16 protein-coding genes, 1 pseudogene and 1 riboswitch are annotated in these 16,735 nt (G+C 71.1%); of the genes and pseudogenes, 8 read left to right on the forward strand and 9 right to left on the reverse strand.

What is annotated here, in order from left to right:
- Positions 1–56: 56 nt before the first annotated feature.
- Both AB0Q96_RS33400 and AB0Q96_RS33405 read left to right on the forward strand, forming a co-directional pair.
- Positions 57–533 (forward strand): annotated as a pseudogene (locus AB0Q96_RS33400) (haloacid dehalogenase-like hydrolase); the annotation flags it as partial.
- Complete coding sequence (locus AB0Q96_RS33405) at positions 515–1,999, forward strand: globin domain-containing protein (RefSeq protein WP_365332247.1); 1,485 nt, start codon at positions 515–517, stop codon at positions 1,997–1,999. The pseudogene AB0Q96_RS33400 and the gene AB0Q96_RS33405, both read left to right, overlap by 19 nt.
- Positions 2,000–2,032: 33 nt before the next feature.
- Here the strand turns inward: AB0Q96_RS33405 and AB0Q96_RS33410 are convergent, their stop codons facing one another.
- The 5 genes from AB0Q96_RS33410 to AB0Q96_RS33430 all read right to left on the reverse strand — a co-directional run bounded on the left by AB0Q96_RS33410 (position 2,033) and on the right by AB0Q96_RS33430 (position 5,758).
- Positions 2,033–2,512, reverse strand: coding sequence for an NUDIX hydrolase (locus AB0Q96_RS33410; protein WP_365332102.1), 480 nt, complete (start codon positions 2,510–2,512; stop codon positions 2,033–2,035).
- Positions 2,513–2,547: 35 nt separating this feature from the next.
- The gene (locus AB0Q96_RS33415) at positions 2,548–3,444 is read right to left on the reverse strand and encodes a LysR family transcriptional regulator (protein ID WP_365332104.1); all 897 of its coding nucleotides are present in this window, start codon (positions 3,442–3,444) and stop codon (positions 2,548–2,550) included.
- A 263-nt stretch (positions 3,445–3,707) separates the two neighbouring features.
- Entirely contained in the window at positions 3,708–4,883 is a 1,176-nt protein-coding gene (locus AB0Q96_RS33420) for a cystathionine gamma-lyase (protein WP_365332106.1), read from the reverse strand.
- Complete coding sequence (locus AB0Q96_RS33425; RefSeq protein WP_365332108.1) at positions 4,880–5,371, reverse strand: low molecular weight protein-tyrosine-phosphatase; 492 nt, start codon at positions 5,369–5,371, stop codon at positions 4,880–4,882. Before AB0Q96_RS33425 ends, AB0Q96_RS33420 begins: the two co-directional genes overlap by 4 nt.
- A gap of 9 nt (positions 5,372–5,380) precedes the next feature.
- The gene (locus tag AB0Q96_RS33430; RefSeq protein ID WP_329422269.1) at positions 5,381–5,758 is read right to left on the reverse strand and encodes a phage holin family protein; all 378 of its coding nucleotides are present in this window, start codon (positions 5,756–5,758) and stop codon (positions 5,381–5,383) included.
- 50 nt (positions 5,759–5,808) lie between these two features.
- Here AB0Q96_RS33430 and AB0Q96_RS33435 point away from each other — a divergent pair, with 50 nt between their 5' ends.
- The 4 genes from AB0Q96_RS33435 to AB0Q96_RS33450 all read left to right on the forward strand — a co-directional run bounded on the left by AB0Q96_RS33435 (position 5,809) and on the right by AB0Q96_RS33450 (position 8,090).
- A complete protein-coding gene (locus tag AB0Q96_RS33435; RefSeq protein WP_365332110.1) occupies positions 5,809–6,126 on the forward strand; it encodes a cupin domain-containing protein in 318 nt (105 codons plus the stop codon).
- A 182-nt stretch (positions 6,127–6,308) separates the two neighbouring features.
- Complete coding sequence (locus tag AB0Q96_RS33440) at positions 6,309–6,524, forward strand: DUF5326 family protein (RefSeq protein WP_365332249.1); 216 nt, start codon at positions 6,309–6,311, stop codon at positions 6,522–6,524.
- 223 nt (positions 6,525–6,747) lie between these two features.
- Entirely contained in the window at positions 6,748–7,518 is a 771-nt protein-coding gene (locus AB0Q96_RS33445; RefSeq protein ID WP_365332112.1) for a helix-turn-helix domain-containing protein, read from the forward strand.
- A gap of 137 nt (positions 7,519–7,655) precedes the next feature.
- Positions 7,656–8,090 (forward strand): SsgA family sporulation/cell division regulator, encoded by a 435-nt coding sequence (locus AB0Q96_RS33450; protein WP_365332251.1) that lies wholly within the window; start codon positions 7,656–7,658, stop codon positions 8,088–8,090.
- A gap of 76 nt (positions 8,091–8,166) precedes the next feature.
- Here the strand turns inward: AB0Q96_RS33450 and AB0Q96_RS33455 are convergent, their stop codons facing one another.
- Positions 8,167–9,573, reverse strand: a complete 1,407-nt coding sequence (locus tag AB0Q96_RS33455; RefSeq protein WP_365332114.1) for a YibE/F family protein — start codon at positions 9,571–9,573, stop codon at positions 8,167–8,169.
- Between the two features lie 71 nt (positions 9,574–9,644).
- Positions 9,645–9,792, forward strand: a riboswitch (TPP riboswitch).
- Between AB0Q96_RS33455 and thiC the strand changes: the two genes are divergently transcribed.
- Complete coding sequence (thiC, locus tag AB0Q96_RS33460) at positions 9,787–11,571, forward strand: phosphomethylpyrimidine synthase ThiC (protein WP_365332116.1); 1,785 nt, start codon at positions 9,787–9,789, stop codon at positions 11,569–11,571. (Overlaps the previous riboswitch by 6 nt.)
- Before the next feature lie 120 nt (positions 11,572–11,691).
- The gene (locus AB0Q96_RS33465; RefSeq protein ID WP_365332118.1) at positions 11,692–12,645 is read left to right on the forward strand and encodes a hypothetical protein; all 954 of its coding nucleotides are present in this window, start codon (positions 11,692–11,694) and stop codon (positions 12,643–12,645) included.
- Between the two features lie 104 nt (positions 12,646–12,749).
- Here AB0Q96_RS33465 and AB0Q96_RS33470 read toward each other — a convergent pair whose 3' ends face one another.
- From AB0Q96_RS33470 to AB0Q96_RS33480, 3 genes are all read right to left on the reverse strand, one after another.
- A complete protein-coding gene (locus tag AB0Q96_RS33470; RefSeq protein WP_365332120.1) occupies positions 12,750–13,562 on the reverse strand; it encodes a hypothetical protein in 813 nt (270 codons plus the stop codon).
- A gap of 160 nt (positions 13,563–13,722) precedes the next feature.
- The gene (locus AB0Q96_RS33475) at positions 13,723–15,123 is read right to left on the reverse strand and encodes a metallophosphoesterase (protein ID WP_365332253.1); all 1,401 of its coding nucleotides are present in this window, start codon (positions 15,121–15,123) and stop codon (positions 13,723–13,725) included.
- 264 nt (positions 15,124–15,387) lie between these two features.
- A complete protein-coding gene (locus AB0Q96_RS33480) occupies positions 15,388–16,494 on the reverse strand; it encodes a LacI family DNA-binding transcriptional regulator (protein ID WP_365332122.1) in 1,107 nt (368 codons plus the stop codon).
- Positions 16,495–16,735: the final 241 nt, after the last annotated feature.

Here is a 16,735-nt window from a genome sequence, read left to right on the forward strand (position 1 = left end):
GGCTCTTCTCCCGCGTCCGGCCGGGGGAGTAACCGGTCGTACTAGCCTCGGCGTACATGACCACCCTCAGCGGCAGCCGCAGGCTCCATCTCTTCGACCTCGACGGCACCCTCATCCGGGGCTCGGCGGCCGCGGTGGAGATCTCGCGGCAGCTCGGACTGAGCGAGGAGATCGCGGAGCTGGAGCAGGGCTTCCTGCTGCACGGCCTCACTCCCGACGAGTTCGCGGTGCGGGCCAGGGCGCTCTGGTCGGAGCTCACCCCGGAGCAGGTGACGGCGGCCTTCGAGGGGGCGCCCTGGCTGGCCGGCATCCAGGAGGTCTGGGCGGGGATCCGGGCCGAGGGCGGCCACTGCGCGGTCATCTCGCTGTCGCCGGACTTCTTCGTCGAGCGGCTGCTGGCCTGGGGCGCCGACGCGGCCCATGGCTCGCTCTGGCCCTCCGTTCCGTTCACGGAACCGATCCACCGCCCGGGGATCCTCGACGCGTCGGCGAAGGTCCGGATCGCCAGGGAACTCTGCGCGCGCTTCGACCTCCCGTTGGACGCCTGTGTGGCGTACGGGGACTCGATGTCGGACGCGGAGCTCTTCGCGGTCGTGCCCGAGACGGTGGCCGTGAACGCGGACCATCACCTCGCGGGTCTCGCCCGGCACCGCTACGCGGGAGCGGACCTGCGCGAGGCGTACGCACTCGTGCGAAAGAGCGCAGCCTAGTCGCCGACGGGAGGCGACCGGCCGGGAATTCCGCTTTCTGCCCGGGATTCGCGCCGGACTGTCATCCTGCGAACACGGAAGGCGACCATCCGGGTCGGCTACGGGGAGGCGAGGACATGACGGATGCTCTGGCTACGGCCCCGGACGCATCACCGCCCCGAATACCTCCGGACGAGAGCGACACGCCCTCGCCGGACGCGGTGCTGGTGCGTCGCACGATGGTGGAGATCGGACCGGTCGCCGACCGGGTGACCTCGTACTTCTACGCCCTGCTCTTCACCCACCAGCCCGATCTGCGGGCGATGTTCCCGGCCGCCATGGACGCCCAGCGCGACCGGCTGCTCAAGGCGCTGCTCACGGCGGCCGAGCACCTGGACGACGTGCCCGTGCTCACGGAGTACCTGCGGAACCTCGGCCGGGGGCACCGCAAGTACGGCACCCAGCCCGGGCACTACCCGGCGGTGGGCGAGGCCCTGATCGGGGCCCTGACGCGGTACGCCGACAGCTGGGACGAGGAGACCGAGGCGGCCTGGGTCCGCACGTACACGACGATCTCCCAGATCATGATCGACGCGGCGGCGGAGGACGAGCGGCACGCGCCGGCCTGGTGGCAGGCCGAGGTGGTCTCGCACGACCTGCGGACCCCGGACATCGCGGTGATCACCCTCCGGCCCGATCAGCCGTACCCGTTCCTCGCCGGGCAGTACACGAGCCTGGAGACCCCCTGGTGGCCGCGGATCTGGCGGCACTACTCCTTCGCCTCGGCGCCCCGCCCGGACGGTCTGCTCTCGCTGCACGTCAAGGCGGTGCCGGCCGGCTGGGTCTCCAACGCCCTGGTGCACCGCGCCCGTCCCGGGGACGTCCTGCGGCTCGGACCGCCCGCCGGGTCGATGACCGTCGACCACTCCACCGACAACGGGCTGCTCTGCCTGGGCGGAGGGACGGGGATCGCCCCGATCAAGGCCCTGGTCGAGGACGTGGCCGAGCACGGCGACCGGCGGCGCGTCGAGGTCTTCTACGGGGCGCGCAGCGACCACGACCTCTACGACATCGACACCATGCTGCGGCTCCAGAAGACCTTCCCCTGGCTGGCCGTCCGCCCCGTCACCGAGGACCAGGGAAGGCTCCCGGACGCCGTGCGCCAGTACGGGCCGTGGGCCGAGTACGACGCCTATCTCTCCGGGCCGCTCGGCATGATCCGCAGCGGGGTGGACGCCCTGCGCGGCGTCGGCATCCCCACCGACCGGATCCGCCACGACTTCCTGACGGAACTGGTCCCGCAGGGCTAGGGCGACAGGCCCCAGGCCGTGTCCGGACCCGGCCTAGCCCAGGTCGGGCGCGTGCATCGCGCGGACGCCCTCGATGTTGCCGTCCAGGTAGTGGCGCAGGGAGAGCGGCACCAGGTGCACGGCGGCGATGCCGACCCGGTTGAAGGGCACCCGGACGATCTCGTACTCGCCCTGTGGCTCCTCGATCTCGGGGCCGTGCCGCAGCGAGGTGTCCATGGACTCCAGCCGGCAGACGAAGAAGTGCTGGACCTTCACGCCGGAGACCCCGCCGTCGACGATGTGCTCGACGGTGTCGACGAAACAGGGCACCACATCGGTGATCTTGGCGCCGAGCTCCTCGTGCACCTCACGGTGCAGGGCCTGGACGACGGTCGGGTCCGAGGGTTCGACCCCGCCGCCGGGCGTCACCCAGTACGGATCCACTCCGGGCTTGGTGCGCTTGATGAGGATCAGGTCGTCCCCGTCGAGCAGGATGGCGCGTGCGGTGCGCTTGACCACAGGTCGTTCGGTCATGGGAAGAAAATGGCCCGTCCCAGGTGTCCTGAAACTCACCAGCCCCCTGCGGTCCGCACCAGCCGCTCGTGGGCCCGCGCGATATGCGGCAGTGCGAGGGTGCCGGTGCGCACCACCAGGAAGTAGGTGCGCAGCGGCGGCACCGGCGGGTCGAGGAGCGCCACGAGCCGGCCGTCGGCCAGGGCCTCCTCGCACAGGTAGCGGGGCAGCACGGCGAGCCCCGCTCCGGCGGCGGTGGCCTCCAGGACGGCCCGCAGGTCCGGTGCGACCACGGTCGCGGCGGCGGCCGGCTTCGACTCGAAGACGGCCGCCCAGTAGCGCGCGACGAAGGGCAGCGACTCGTGCACCTCGACCACGGGCAGCTGCTCCAGGACGACCGCGCCCCGGCGCAGCAGCACCCCGGGCGAGAGGCGGGCGGCCCAGCGCGGGGCGGCGACCAGGACGTGCTCCTCGTCGCAGAGCGGGGTGGCGGTGAAGAGCCCGCCGCGGGGCCGGGCGGTGGCGACGGCCAGGTCGTGGTGCCCGGCGGCGAGCCCGTCGAGGACCTCGTCCGCGGCGCCCAGGAACGAGACGCGCAGTGCGAGGCCCTGCGCGACCAGCGGGGTCAGGGCGGGCAGCACCCGGACCGAGGTGAACTCGGGCGGCCCGGCGAGGTGCAGGGTGCGGAGGCCGCTCTGCTCCCCGAGGCCCGTCTCGGCGATCTCGACGAGCGCGTCCAGGTGAGGGGCGGCGCGGTGGGCGAGCTCGTCGCCGATGGTGGTGGGGGTGACCCCACGGGCCTGACTGAGGAAGAGCGGGCGGCCCAGCTGCCGTTCCAGGGTGCGGATCTGGCCGGTGACCGCGGGCTGGGAGAGGCCGAGGAGGGCGGCGGCGCGGGTGAAGGAGCCGGCCCGGTGCACCATGACGAACGTGCGCAGCAGGGCCAGATCCATGTCCGCCCCCTCCCGGCCGCGGGGGCCGTTCGACTCGGGCGCTCCGCTGACGGCGCCTCAGGACCGTCCAACTATAAATAAGTCGATAGGCCGCTGTCGCTACCGTGATTGGACACTGACGCACAGTCAACTAGCCTTGTCCAGGCGGGTCGTCGGCGCTGGGAACGCCGGGGGAACCGCTGGGGGAAGCAAGGGGGAGAAGGGCGTTCCGAGCCACGAGGGGGGAGGTTCGGAACGCCTCTTCAGGGGACCGCCCGCGTCTGTCAGGCGCCCTTGGCCGCGGTGTCGAGGGCCTGGAGGACGTCGGCGAGCAGGTCCTCCGGGTCCTCCGCGCCCACCGAGAAGCGGACGAAGCCCTCGGGCACGGCGTCGCCGCCCCACCGTCCGCGCCGTTCCGCGGTCGACCGGACCCCGCCGAAGCTGGTCGCGTCGTCCACGAGCCGCAGCGCGTCCAGGAACCGGTCCGCCCAGGCCCGGTCCGGCAGGACGAAGGAGACGACGGAGCCGAAGCGGCGCATCTGCCGGGCGGCCACCTCGTGCGAGGGATCGCCGGGCAGCCCCGGGTAGCGCAGTCCGGTCACGTCCCGGTGCGCGAGGAGGGCCTCGGCGAGCGTCAGCGCGGTGGCGCACTGCCGGTCGAGGCGCAGCTGGAGGGTGGCCAGGGAGCGGTGCGCGAGCCATGCCTCCATCGGGCCGGGGATGGCCCCGACGATCTTCCGCCAGCGGCGCACCTCGGCGGCGCGCCGCGGATCGCGGCAGCTGACGTGGCCGAGCAGGATGTCGCCGTGCCCGGTCATGCCCTTGGTGTCGCTGGCGACGGAGAAGTCGGCGCCCAGCTCCAGGGGCCGCTGGCCGAGCGGGGTGGCCAGGGTGTTGTCGACGGCGACCAGGGCCCCGGCCTCGTGGGCGGCCCGCACCATGCGGCGCACGTCGCAGACGTCGAGCCCGGGGTTGGACGGCGTCTCCAGCCACAGCAGCTTCGCGCCGTCGAGGACAGAGAGCTGGGCCTCGCCGCGGGTCGGCGCGGTGCGCACCTCGACGCCGTACGCCCGCAGCTGCTCGTGCAGCAGCGGCAGCGCCTGGTAGGCGTCGTCGGGGACGACGACGGCGTCGCCGGAGCGCAGCTGGGAGAAGAGGACGGCGGAGATGGCGGCCATCCCGGAGGCGAAGACCAGGGTCTCGACGCCGGTCTCCCCCGGGGCCTCCAGCTCGCCGATGGCGCGTTCCAGCAGGGTCCAGGTGGGGTTCTCGTCGCGGCCGTAGGTGTAGGGGCCGGTGGGGTCGCCCGGCAGGTGGAAGTGGGCGGCGAAGACCGGACCGGGCAGGGTGGGCTCGTACTTCACGGGCTCGGGCAGGCCGGCCCGCACCGCCCGGGTGCCGTCGCCGATCGGGCCGGTCTCCTCGGGCCGCAGCCCTTCGCCGTCGTGCGTGCCGCTCATCGGGTCCGTTCCTCCACCTCGTCGCGCACCGCGGCGAGCAGTCCCTCGCTCGCGGCCTCCACCATGTCCAGGCACTCCTCGAACCCCTCCCGGTCGCCGTAATAGGGGTCGGGCACGTCGAGCTCGGCGCCCGCACCGGGGTCGTAGGAGCGCAGCAGCCGTATCTTCGCGGCGTCCTCGGGAGTGGGGGCGAGCTGCCGTAGTGCGCGCAGGTGCCCCTCGTCGAGGGCGATGACCAGGTCCAGCGCGGGGAACCAGGAGGTGCGGAACTGGCGGGCGGCGTGCGCCGAGCCGTACCCGTGCTCCTCCAGGACGGCGACGGTGCGCGGGTCGGCGGCGTCGCCCTCGTGCCAGCCGCCGGTGCCGGCGCTGTCCACGACGACCGCGTCGGCCAGGCCGGCCTCGGCCACGCGGGCGCGGAAGACGTGCTCGGCCATCGGCGAGCGGCAGATGTTGCCCGTGCAGACGAAACAGACGCGGTACGTCATGGCCGGCCCTCAGTCGCCGTCGGGGAGGACGACGTTCAGCGCCCAGGAGACGACGGAGATGATCAGGCCGCCGAGCACCGCGGTCCAGAAGCCGTCCACGTGGAAGCTGAGGCCGAGCTGGTCGGCCAGCCAGGAGGTCAGCAGCAGCATGAGCGCGTTGACGACGAGGGTGATCAGACCGAGCGTCAGGATGAAGAGCGGCAGCGTGAGCAGCTTCACCAGCGGCTTCACGAGGAAGTTGACCAGGCCGAAGACCAGGGCGACCAGGATCAGGGTCCAGGCCTTCTTCGCGGTGCTGTCGCCGGTCAGGGTGATGTCCTGGAGCAGCCAGATGGCCACGGCCAGGGCCCCCGCGTTCGCGAGCGTCTTGACTACGAAATTCTTCATGTGTCAGATCGTGGCAGACATGATCGAGCCAAGGCAGGGGCGAACGAACCATGAAGGCATTCCGACTGGACGAGCTGGAGGCGGAGCGGGCCGCCAACGACGGCGCGTACCTCCAGTTCCTGCGGGAGCGGAACATGTCCGTCGGGCTGTACGCGCTCGACGCGGGGCAGCTCGACCCGCAGCAGCCGCACGGCCAGGACGAGGTGTACTTCGTGGTGAGCGGCCGGGCCGCGATCACGGTCGGGGAGGAGACGACCCCGGTGGCGCGGGGCAGCGTGGTCTATGTGCCGGCCGGGGTGCCGCACCGGTTCCACCACATCACCGAGGACCTGCGCGTCATGGTCGTCTTCTCGCCGCCCGAGGCGTGAGCCGCACCCCCTAGGGGTCGGATCAGGGAAGAGCGGGGGCCGTGAGGCCCCCGTTCGCTTGGGGTGCGCGCCTAGCATCGAGGGTGTCGGCGACAGAGAACGATGGGAACGCCGACGGCCCCGGGGTCCGGAGGGATCCCGCGGGACGGGACTCTTCGGGAGATGAGGTAAGCGCAATGGCGGTGAAGGAGATTCTCGCGGGGATGCCGTGGTGGGTGAAGTGGGTCGCCATACCCGTTCTCGCGCTCGTCGTCTTCGGCGGACTGATCACCAGCGTCCTGACCTTCGTGGTCGGCCTGCTCTTCAAGCTGCTGGTGTTCGTGGCGCTCGTCGGTGGCCTGATCTACGTCGTACGGAAGTTCACCTCGTCGTCCTCGGGATCGCGCGAGGACTGGTAGCAGGCGCTCCGCCGAGGCAGGGGCCAACGGCCGGGGATTAGCCCGGGCGAGGGAACGCACCGGTTGAAACCGGCCGTGGCCATGGGGGCTGCCATTAGAGTGGAAACCTCTGCCGCCCCAGGAACAACAGGCGTAGACCCGACGGTCCCAGGTCGCGGTGGGCGCGCGGGGGCGGCCCCCGCGGGCGGATGCGACGCGTCCGTCACTCGCCTGGGGGTGACCTTTGGCCACGGCTTCGCAGACCGCTGCTCCTACCCTGATCGGATCGGTACAGCGAGCGCTGAGACTTCTGGAGGCCGTGGGCTCCCATGAGGACGGGGCGCCCGCCAAACAGCTCGCCCGGGAAGCGGGACTGCCGCTTCCCACCGCGTACCACCTGCTCCGCACCCTGACGCACGAGGGCTATCTGCGCCGCGAGAAGGGTGTGTTCGTCTTCGGCGACGCCGCCGGCCGTCTGGTCGGCGGCGGAGTTCTGCAGAATCGTCGCACCAAGGTCGAGGACTCCCTCGCGCACTGGCGTGACGCCATCGGCGTCCCGGTGTACTTCGCGATCTACCGCGAAGGCGAGATCGAGCTCGTCTCCGTCGCCGACACTCCCGCGGTCCCCGCGGTCGAGGAGTGGGCCGATTTCCGGGAGACCGGCCACGCGCACGCCATCGGGCAGTGCCTGCTGAGTCAACTCGATCTGAAGAGCCGTCAAGACCACCTTGACCGCCATCCGGTGGAAGCCATCACGCCATATACGGTGCGTAATCAGCGTGCCCTTTTGGACCGTTTGGGCGGAATAGGGCGTATGGAGCCCCTGGTAGAGCGTCAGGAATATGCGCTCGGCACAGTCTGTGCCGCCATCCCCATCACGGCGGGGTCCACGGCGGCCGCCATGGCCATTTCCGTACCTCTTCACCAGGAAGAACGGTTGCTACCTGCGATCGCTCAGCTACAGAACGAGATCGGAACGCTCTTCAGCTCGCTCGCCTTCTCTATCAGTATCTGAAAAATCACTCCTTGTGATCTGCTAGCGCTTACAGCACGATTGCGTCAAGAGGGCCATGGGGGATCATTCCTGGCCGTTTCGACCACAGCTTTCAGCAGCGTGTTTACACAACTGCTTCGTCTACTGCGGGGTACATGATGCGAGAGACGGTTCAAGCCGAACTCCTGATGAGCTTCCTCGTCTCCGAGGAGCTCTCCTTCAGGATCCCGGTGGAACTGCGATACGAGACCCGCGACCCGTATGCGGTGCGGATGACCTTCCACCTTCCCGGAGACGCGCCGGTGACCTGGGCGTTCGGCCGGGAACTGCTGCTCGACGGGATCAACCGGCCCAGCGGGGACGGCGATGTGCACATCGCGCCCACCGACCCGGACGGGCTGTCCGACGTGATCATCCGGCTCCAGGTCGGCGGCGACCGCGCCCTGTTCCGGGCGAGCGCGCCACCGCTGGTCGCCTTCCTCGACCGTACGGACAAGCTGGTCCCGCTCGGTCAGGAACGCACCCTCGGCGACTTCGAGGACCACCTGGAGGCGGCGCTCGGCCGGATCCTCGCGGAGGAGAACGCCGGCTGAGAACGCCGGACGAGAAGGGCCGAGGCGTACGGAGCCGATCCGGCTCCCGTACCCCCGTACCCCGCGGTCCCTCGGGTCACTTGGCCCGGCGGCGGCGTCCGCCCCTGCCCGGGCGCTGCGCCGCGGCCCCCGGCCGGTCGGCCGAGACCACCAGCGCCGCGAGGACGGTGGTGACCGGGACCGAGGCGACCAGACCGATCGAGCCGATCAGTGTGCGGACGATCTCCACGGCGACCAGCTCGCTGTTGGCCACCGTTCCCACGCTGCTCTGGGCGATCGAGAAGAGCAGCAGCAGCGGCAGGGCGGCGCCGGCGTACGCGAGGACCAGGGTGTTCACGACCGACGCGATGTGGTCGCGGCCGATCCTGATGCCGGCCCGGTAGAGCGCCCGCGGACCCATTCGGGGGTCGGCGTGGTGCAGCTCCCAGACCGCCGAGGTCTGGGTGACCGTCACGTCGTCGAGCACGCCGAGCGAACCGATGATGACGCTCGCCAGCAGCAGGCCCGACAGGTCGATGTTCGGGTACAGGCCGTGGATGAGGCCGGTGTTGTCGTCGGTGTTGCCGGTCAGCGAGGCCCAGCCGATGAAGAGCGAGCCGAAGAGGCCGATCAGCAGCAGCGAGACCAGCGTGCCGAGCACCGCCACCGAGGTCCGGGCGGACAGGCCGTGGCACATGTAGAGCGCGATGAGCATGATCGCGCTCGCTCCGACGATGGCGACCACCAGGGGATTGGAGCCCTGGAGGATCGCCGGCAGGATGAAGAAGGTCAGCACCAGGAAGCTCACGGCGAGCGCGATCAGCGCCATCACGCCGCGCATCCTGCCGACGGCCACCACCACCACCGCGAAGATGCCGGCGAGCACCGCCAGCGGCAGCTTCCGGTTCACGTCCGTGACGGAGTACTGGAGTTCGCGCGGTGCGTCGGGGGCGTACGCGACGACCACGCCCTGACCCTCGTGCAACTGCCGCGGGGCGTCCGGCTGCACGATCTCGGTGAAGGTCCGGCCCTGGTGCGGGCCCGAGGTGACCTCGATCGTCGCCTTCTCGCACTGCCGGGTGTCACTCCCCTGCTGCGTCGAGGCGTCGCCGGTCGGCGGGGGCTGCGCGACGTTCACGTCCGTGCAGGCGACCTGGTCGACGGCGACGACCCGGCCCTGCTCGGTCTGCCGGTCGAAGCCCACGCCGGTGCGCTCGTGCGCCGGGGCGCCGCCCGGCCACAGCACCGCGAGGCCGATCAGGACCGCGGCGCCGAAGGGGATCAGGACCGCGGCGATGACCTTGCGCAGATGACGCGAGACGGGTTCCGCCGGGCCGTGGCTGTGCGCGTGCGCGTGGCCGTGGCCTCCGCCGCCGTGGCCTCCGCCGTGCCCGCCGCCGTGGCCTCCGCCCCCTCCGTCCCCTCCATCGTCGTGGCCGTGTCCGCCATGGCCGTCGTGGCCACCGGAACCGTGCGGATCGGGGGTCTGCTGCGTGGAAGTCACCGAGCGATCATCGCAAGAACGCGGGGGACCCACTGTTCAGCACGCCAGGGAGGGCGCTAGCGTGGTGGCACCTTTGCACACGCGGGAGCTCGGAGCACCGGGCTGAGAGGGCGCTGATCACCGTACGGGCGTACTGGACGTACGTACGGGAGGAGGCTGCGCCGACCGCCGAACCTGTTACCGGGTAATGCCGGCGTAGGGAGATTCGGTCTCATGACCATTCAGGATGCACGCACGCCTGCCTCCGACCAGAACGGCCCGCAGGAGCGCACGCCGGGCTGGCACAAGGGATACGTCGAGGGCTCCCGCCCCGACCTCCGGGTGCCCGTCCGTCAGGTGCACCTCACCAACGGCAAGGACGTGACGCTGTACGACACGTCCGGCCCGTACACCGACCCCACCGTCGAGACCGACGTCCGGCGCGGCCTGGCGCCGCTGCGCGAGAACTGGATCATCGCGCGCGGGGACACCGAGGAGTACGCGGGCCGCCCGGTCCGCCCCGAGGACGACGGCATCAAGCACACCTCGCCGCGCGGCGGCGGGCTCAAGAACCTCGACGCCGTCTTCCCCGGCCGGCCGCGGCTGCCCCGCCGGGGCCGGGACGGCCAGCCGGTGACGCAGCTCGCGTACGCCCGCCGGGGCGAGATCACCCCGGAGATGGAGTACGTCGCGATCCGCGAGAACGTCTCCCCGGAGGTCGTGCGCGAGGAGATCGCCGCGGGCCGCGCGGTGCTCCCGGCGAACGTCAACCACCCGGAGATCGAGCCGATGATCATCGGCAAGCGGTTCCTGGTGAAGGTCAACGCCAACATCGGCAACTCCGCGGTCACCTCCTCCATCGAGGAGGAGGTGGAGAAGATGACCTGGGCGACGAAGTGGGGCGCCGACACGGTCATGGACCTCTCCACCGGCCGCAACATCCACACCACCCGCGAGTGGGTGCTGCGCAACTCCCCCGTGCCGATCGGCACCGTGCCGCTCTACCAGGCGCTGGAGAAGGTCGACGGCAGGGCCGAGGACCTGACCTGGGAGATCTACAAGGACACGGTCATCGAGCAGGCCGAGCAGGGCGTCGACTACATGACGGTGCACGCCGGCGTGCTGCTGCCGTACGTGCCGCTGACCGCCCGCCGCAAGACGGGCATCGTCTCGCGCGGCGGCTCGATCATGGCCGCCTGGTGCCTCGCGCACCACAAGGAGAACTTCCTCTACACGAACTTCGAGGAGCTCTGCGAGATCCTCGCGGCGTACGACGTCACGTACTCGCTCGGCGACGGCCTGCGGCCCGGCTCGATCGCGGACGCCAACGACGCCGCGCAGTTCGCCGAGCTGAAGACCCTCGGTGAGCTCAACACGATCGCCAAGCGCCACCACGTGCAGACCATGATCGAGGGCCCGGGCCACGTCCCGATGCACAAGATCAAGGAGAACATCGACCTCCAGCAGGAGATCTGCGAGGAGGCGCCGTTCTACACGCTCGGCCCGCTCACCACTGATGTGGCGCCCGCCTACGACCACATCACCTCGGGCATCGGCGCGGCGATGATCGCCTGGTGGGGCACGGCGATGCTCTGCTACGTGACGCCGAAGGAGCACCTGGGCCTGCCCAACAAGGACGACGTGAAGACCGGCGTCATCACCTACAAGATCGCGGCCCACGCGGCGGACCTCGCCAAGGGGCACCCGGGCGCGCAGGAGTGGGACGACGCCCTGTCGGACGCGCGCTTCGAGTTCCGCTGGGAGGACCAGTTCAACCTGGCCCTCGACCCGGACACCGCGCGCGAGTTCCACGACGAGACGCTGCCGGCGGAGCCCGCGAAGACGGCGCACTTCTGCTCCATGTGCGGGCCGAAGTTCTGCTCGATGAAGATCTCCCAGGACATCCGGCGCGAGCACGGCGGCGACCTGAAGGCGGACGAGATCGAGGCGGGCATGGCCGAGAAGTCGGCGGAGTTCGCCGCGGCCGGCAACCGCGTGTACCTGCCGCTGGCGGAGTAACCGCGCCGACGCACGGCAGGGACCGGCCCGCGACCCATGGGGGGAGCCGCGGGCCGGTCCCCATGGCAGAAGCGGCGCCCTTCACCTCATCCTGGGAGAGCGGAGCACTAGTGTTCGCTCGTGACCATGCTCAACGCGCTTTCGTTCGGCTTTTTTCCGTTCGTCTCCTTCGAGCCCGCCTATGGCGATCGCGAGCTCCGTGCCGCCGCCGATGCGTTGGTGAAGCGTGGTGACTGGGGCCCTGCCCGGGACCTCCTGCGTGCCAGTGACGGCGACTGGGCGGCGAAGGATCACCGGGTGCAGTACCTGTCCGACCGCGCCGTCGGCAGAACCGTACTGCGGGAGTGGGCCGAGGCGGAGCCGGAGAGCGGGGATCCTCTCGCCGTCCTCTCCCGGGCAGAGGTCGCGCGTGCCTGGGCCGTCCGCAGTGCCCGACCGGCGAGGTACGTTCGGAAGAGCGCTTGGCCGACGTTCTACGAGATCCTTGGCCGGGCGGACGAACTGGCCGCGCTGGCGGGCGATCTGGCGCCGAACGACCCCACCCCTCGGGCGACCGCCGTGCGCATAGCGCGCGGGCTGCAGGTTTCCCGGCATGAGTTCGACGCGAGATGGGACGCCCTTGTCGCTCGGGACCCACTGCACTGGACCGGGCACCGTCAGGCTCTGCAGTACCTGTGCGCCAAGTGGTCCGGCTCCCACAAGAAGATGTTCGAGTTCGCCAGGAACGCCGCGGAACGGGCACCTGCCGGCCATCCGCTCGTGGTACTCCCGCTGCTCGCCAACCTGGAAATGCGACTGGCCGACGGCAACGTGGGGCTGGGGTCCGCACGCCTCGGCATGGACCTGGCCCAGGTCCAGGAGCGCTGGATCGATGCCGGGCCGGCGCCGCACCCACGCATCGTCGACGACCGATCTCTGGTCGCGTTCTACCTGAGTCGTCTGGAGCGCCGCTCGGAGGCCGGTGCTCAATTCCGAGCGATGGGTCGCTTTGCGTCCACGTCGGGCTGGCAGTACACCCTGTTTCCACGACAGGCATTCCTCCGCGACCGCGCAGTAGCCCTGCGGCTTCGTTGAGTTCGGCAGTGACCGGCCCGCGACCCATGGGGGGAGCCGCGGGCCGGCCTCGTTCACGGGTGCCGGGGTGCCGGGGTGCCGGGGTGCCGGGGTGCCCGGGCCGGCTACTCCTGACCGTGGTCCGGTGAGCCGAAGTCCGGGCCGGTGAAGTCCGGGCTCGTGAAGGTCGGACGGGCGGCCGGGGGGCCCTCGGACGGGCTGCTGAAGTCCGGGCCGCTGTAGCCGACCTTGGGGATCCGGCCGGCCGGCGGTCGCTGCTTCGGCTTCGGCTCCGGCTCCGGGAGGGGCGGGGGAGCGGGGGCGGCGAGGGCGTCGCGGAGGAAGGGCAGGATGCCTCGGTCCACCAGGGCGCGGCCCCAGGCCTGTCTCGCGCGGGTCAGATCGTCGTCCGGAGTCCCGGCCGGCACCTCCGTGGCGCTGTTGCGGAGGGCCGTCACCAGCAGGCCGACGGCCGCGCAGACCAGCCCCGCCGCGGCCACCGCGCCGAACATCAGGCCGGCGGTCAGCAGGGTGTCGGCGAAGGCGGGCGCCGGGTCGAGCAGCTTCAGGACCGCGCCGACCAGGAGCAGGAGCACGGCCGCGGTGCCCGCGAGGATCGGGGCGAGGACGGTGACGATCGCGACGACGCCCGCGCCGGTCGAGCCGTCGAGGGCCTCGGCCGGGCTGCCGGCGCCGGTGGTGCTCGCCGACCGGAGCTGTTCACGGACCTTCACGAAGTGGTCGTACTCGACCGCGGCGGCCGTCGTGATGAGCGCTGTCGCGTTCAGCGCCATCTCGCGCAGCTGTGCGGTCGTGAACCGGTCGCCGATGGCGGCGAAACCCGGCCTGTCGCGCGCGGAGCGCAGTGCCTCGTCGAGAACGCGCTCGAACTCGGCGCGGTCCTCGGTCAGCAGGTGCGGAGCCACGTTCATGTGCATCCCCCGATGCTCCGTAGGGCCGCAACGGCCCTGGTGAAGCGACCGGTTGGGCGGAAACGGAGGAGAGCCTGCTACGGATGAGCCGATGGTATTGCGGTTACGGCACGCGGTGACAGGGTGTTTCGGGAAATCGACTTCCCCGGATGCGTACGGTTATGCGTCAGGCAGGCAGCGGGAGTTGTACGACCAGCAGTTTTCCGGCCATGGTCACTCCGCCGTCCATCGCGATCGCAAGCCCGTCCGCGTAGACGTGCGGACCCTCGACGGGCGGGCGCTCGCCCTCCTCGCCGTCCTCCGTGCCGACCTGGCCGAGGAGGTACGGGATGGGGCTGTGACCGTGCACGATCCGGCGGCCGCCGTAGGTGCCGAGCAGCTCCTGGACGGCCTGCGGGCCCGCGGCCTCGTCGCGGAAGGCGAAGCGCTTGGTGAACTTCCGGAAGACGTCCCAGACCTCGTCCGCGTCGTTCCGGTTGAGGATCTCGTGGACGGTGTCGTTGACGTCCTCGATCGTGGTCCCGTACTCCAGGTACGCGGTGGTGTCCGAGTGGAGCAGCAGGTGTCCGTCCTCCTCCACCACGGCGTCGAGCCGCGACATCCACTGGAGGTGGACGTCCTGGAGGCGGTCCATGTCGTGCTTCTGCCCGCCGTTGAGGAGCCAGGCGGCCTGGAAGGTGGCGGTGCCGGCGCCCGAGCTGACGGGCGTGTCGCCGAAGCGCTTGGCGCCGATGAGCAGCAGCTCGTGGTTGCCCATGAGGGCCTTGCAGTAGCCGCCGGCGGCGGCGGCCTCGGCGGAGAGGCGCATGACGAGGTCGATGACGCCGATCCCGTCGGGCCCGCGGTCGGTGAAGTCGCCGAGGAACCACAGGCGGGCGTTGCCCGCGGCCCAGCCGCCGTTCTCGTCGATGAGGCCCTGGGCGCGCAGGGCCTCGGTCAGCTCGTCCAGATAGCCGTGGACGTCGCCCACGACGAAGAGCGGGCCGGGGCCGTCGCCGGTGGCCGCGAGGGGCTGCGGGGCGGGGGCCACGTGGACCTGGACGGTGTCGCCGCGGTTGATGATCGGGAGGTCGCGCTCGGTGGGGGTGTAGCCCTCGGGCGGCTCGTCCTCGGGGTACGCGTTGCCGGGGTGACCGGTGGCGACGGCGACGATCGAGGAGCTCGGGTCGCGGTACGGCTCGCCCTGGTCGGCGTACGGCTCGCCCTGGGCGGCCGCGGGGGCCGGCGGTGCCGGAGGTGCCATGGGAGCCGGAGGCGCCACGGGGGCTGGGGGTGCTGCGGGAGCCGGGGGTGCCGGAGGTGCCACGGAGACCGGGGCCGGCGCGTGGGCCGGGGGTGCCGGGTGGGCCGCCAGGGGCGGAGGGGTCGCGGCGCCGACCAGCTGGAGGGTGGCGTCGGCGGGTGCCGGGGGTGCCACGGGAGCGTCCGGCGCGTCGGCGGGGAACGGCTCGGGCGCGTGTCCCTGGACGGGCACCCGGGCGTACGGAGGTACACGGAAGTCACGCAACGTCGCCGTGCGCACCACGGGTTCCTGCCCGGCCCCCTGAGTCATCGACCCCTCCACCACCGTCGCGATGCCCTGCACATCGCGGACCTGTCTGGTCGAGGTGGTCCGCGGTGTCGTCCGCCCATCATAGGAATGAGGGTCCTCCTGTGTGACGCACCAGGGGTGGTGAATCCGGGTCCACTCCGGGTTCACCGGTTGTTTCGCCCGAATTGGGAAGGTCTAGGCCAGGGATGAGGCCGGGCCGCCCCGAGGTTTTGCCTCGACGCGGCCCTGAAGTGACGTGCGGTCCGATCCGCGGAGTCGCGGTCGGCGGGCTCTCCCGGATCAGTCCTTCGAGGGAGACCTCGGCGGGCTGACCGTCGTCCGCGGCGACCTTCGCTGCGAGGAGGTGCGGATGATCAGCTCCGTCGGTATCACCTGCTCGACCGGTCCGTCCGTGTCGATCCCCTCGATGGCGTCGATGAGGAGCTGGACGACGGCGGTGCCGATCCGGCGGGGCTTGAGCGAGAGCGTCGTGATGGGCGGTTCGGTGTTGGCGTAGACGGTCGACTCGCTGCAGCAGACCAGCAGCAGGTCGTCCGGCACCCGCAGCCCGTAGCGGCGGGCGGCCGCCAGCAGGTCGGTGCCGTTGGGGTCGAAGAGGCCGTAGACGGCGTCGGGCCGGTCCGGTCGGGCGAGCAGCCGGTCGGCCGCGACGGCGCCCGCGCACGGGTCGTGCGCCGGATAGGCCTCGTAGACGGGGTCCTGGCCGACCCGCTCGCACCAGTTGAGGTACGCGGTGGTGGACAGTCGGGTGTAGGTGTCGGTGGTGGTGCCGGTGAGCAGGCCGATCCTGCGGGCGCCGGCGGCGGCGAGGTGGTCGAGCAGATCGAGGACGGCCGCCTCGTGGTCGTTGTCGACCCAGGCGGTGACCGGCAGGGTGCCGGCCGGGCGCCCGTCGGAGACGACGGGCAGTCCTTGGCGGACGAGTTCGGTGACGACGGGGTCGTGGTCGGAGGGGTCGATGACGACGGTCCCGTCGAGCGCGACGTTCGACCAGACGTCGTGACGGGAGGTGGCGGGCAGGATGACCAGGGCATAGCCGCGAGCGAGCGCGGCCGAGGTGGCGGCTCTGGCCATCTCCGCGAAGTACGCGAATTCGGTGAAGGTGAAAGGTTCATCCCCGTACGTGGTCACGGTCAGGCCGATGAGTCCCGACTTGCCCGTACGGAGCGTGCGGGCCGCTGCGGACGGGCGATAGCCCAGCCGGTCTGCGACCTCGCGGACGTGACGGCGGGTGGCGTCCGGGAGCCGGCCCTTGCCGTTGAGCGCGTCGGAGACAGTCGTGATGGAGACCCCGGCGGCGGCGGCCACGTCCCGGATGCCCGCTCGGCCCTGCCGACTTCCCCGGGTCTGTGCCCGGCTCACCTGGTGCTTCCCTGCTGCTGTCATGGCGAGCCGATAGTAGGGCGAGGGAGGTGGGTTGGGCCGGTCGCATATTCACGCATTGACAGGCACGTTTCTGCATGATCAAAAACAGCTAACACCCTGGGAAACAAAGGGTGTTCGGGCCCGTGGCATGTGACCTGTCGGCCTCGGTACCCGTGAGCCTGGCGAGGGGTCGAGGTCTCGAAGAGGTCTCAACTCACCTCTACGGGGGATGCGCGCCACGGCGCTCGCCACCGGCGCGCGC

The organism is Streptomyces sp. NPDC093111, from assembly GCF_040683955.1.
GTDB lineage: Bacteria > Actinomycetota > Actinomycetes > Streptomycetales > Streptomycetaceae > Streptomyces.

Bases quoted from the DNA above. Each gene is read 5' to 3' on its own strand.
- AB0Q96_RS33410 (WP_365332102.1), bottom strand. From the start codon at position 2,512: ATGACCGAACGACCTGTGGTCAAGCGCACCGCACGCGCCATCCTGCTC.
- AB0Q96_RS33415 (WP_365332104.1), bottom strand. From the start codon at position 3,444: ATGGATCTGGCCCTGCTGCGCACGTTCGTCATGGTGCACCGGGCCGGC.
- AB0Q96_RS33420 (WP_365332106.1), bottom strand. From the start codon at position 4,883: ATGAGCGGCACGCACGACGGCGAAGGGCTGCGGCCCGAGGAGACCGGC.
- AB0Q96_RS33425 (WP_365332108.1), bottom strand. From the start codon at position 5,371: ATGACGTACCGCGTCTGTTTCGTCTGCACGGGCAACATCTGCCGCTCG.
- AB0Q96_RS33430 (WP_329422269.1), bottom strand. From the start codon at position 5,758: ATGAAGAATTTCGTAGTCAAGACGCTCGCGAACGCGGGGGCCCTGGCC.
- AB0Q96_RS33435 (WP_365332110.1), top strand. From the start codon at position 5,809: ATGAAGGCATTCCGACTGGACGAGCTGGAGGCGGAGCGGGCCGCCAAC.
- AB0Q96_RS33450 (WP_365332251.1), top strand. From the start codon at position 7,656: ATGCGAGAGACGGTTCAAGCCGAACTCCTGATGAGCTTCCTCGTCTCC.
- thiC (WP_365332116.1), top strand. From the start codon at position 9,787: ATGACCATTCAGGATGCACGCACGCCTGCCTCCGACCAGAACGGCCCG.
- AB0Q96_RS33470 (WP_365332120.1), bottom strand. From the start codon at position 13,562: ATGCACATGAACGTGGCTCCGCACCTGCTGACCGAGGACCGCGCCGAG.
- AB0Q96_RS33480 (WP_365332122.1), bottom strand. From the start codon at position 16,494: ATGACAGCAGCAGGGAAGCACCAGGTGAGCCGGGCACAGACCCGGGGA.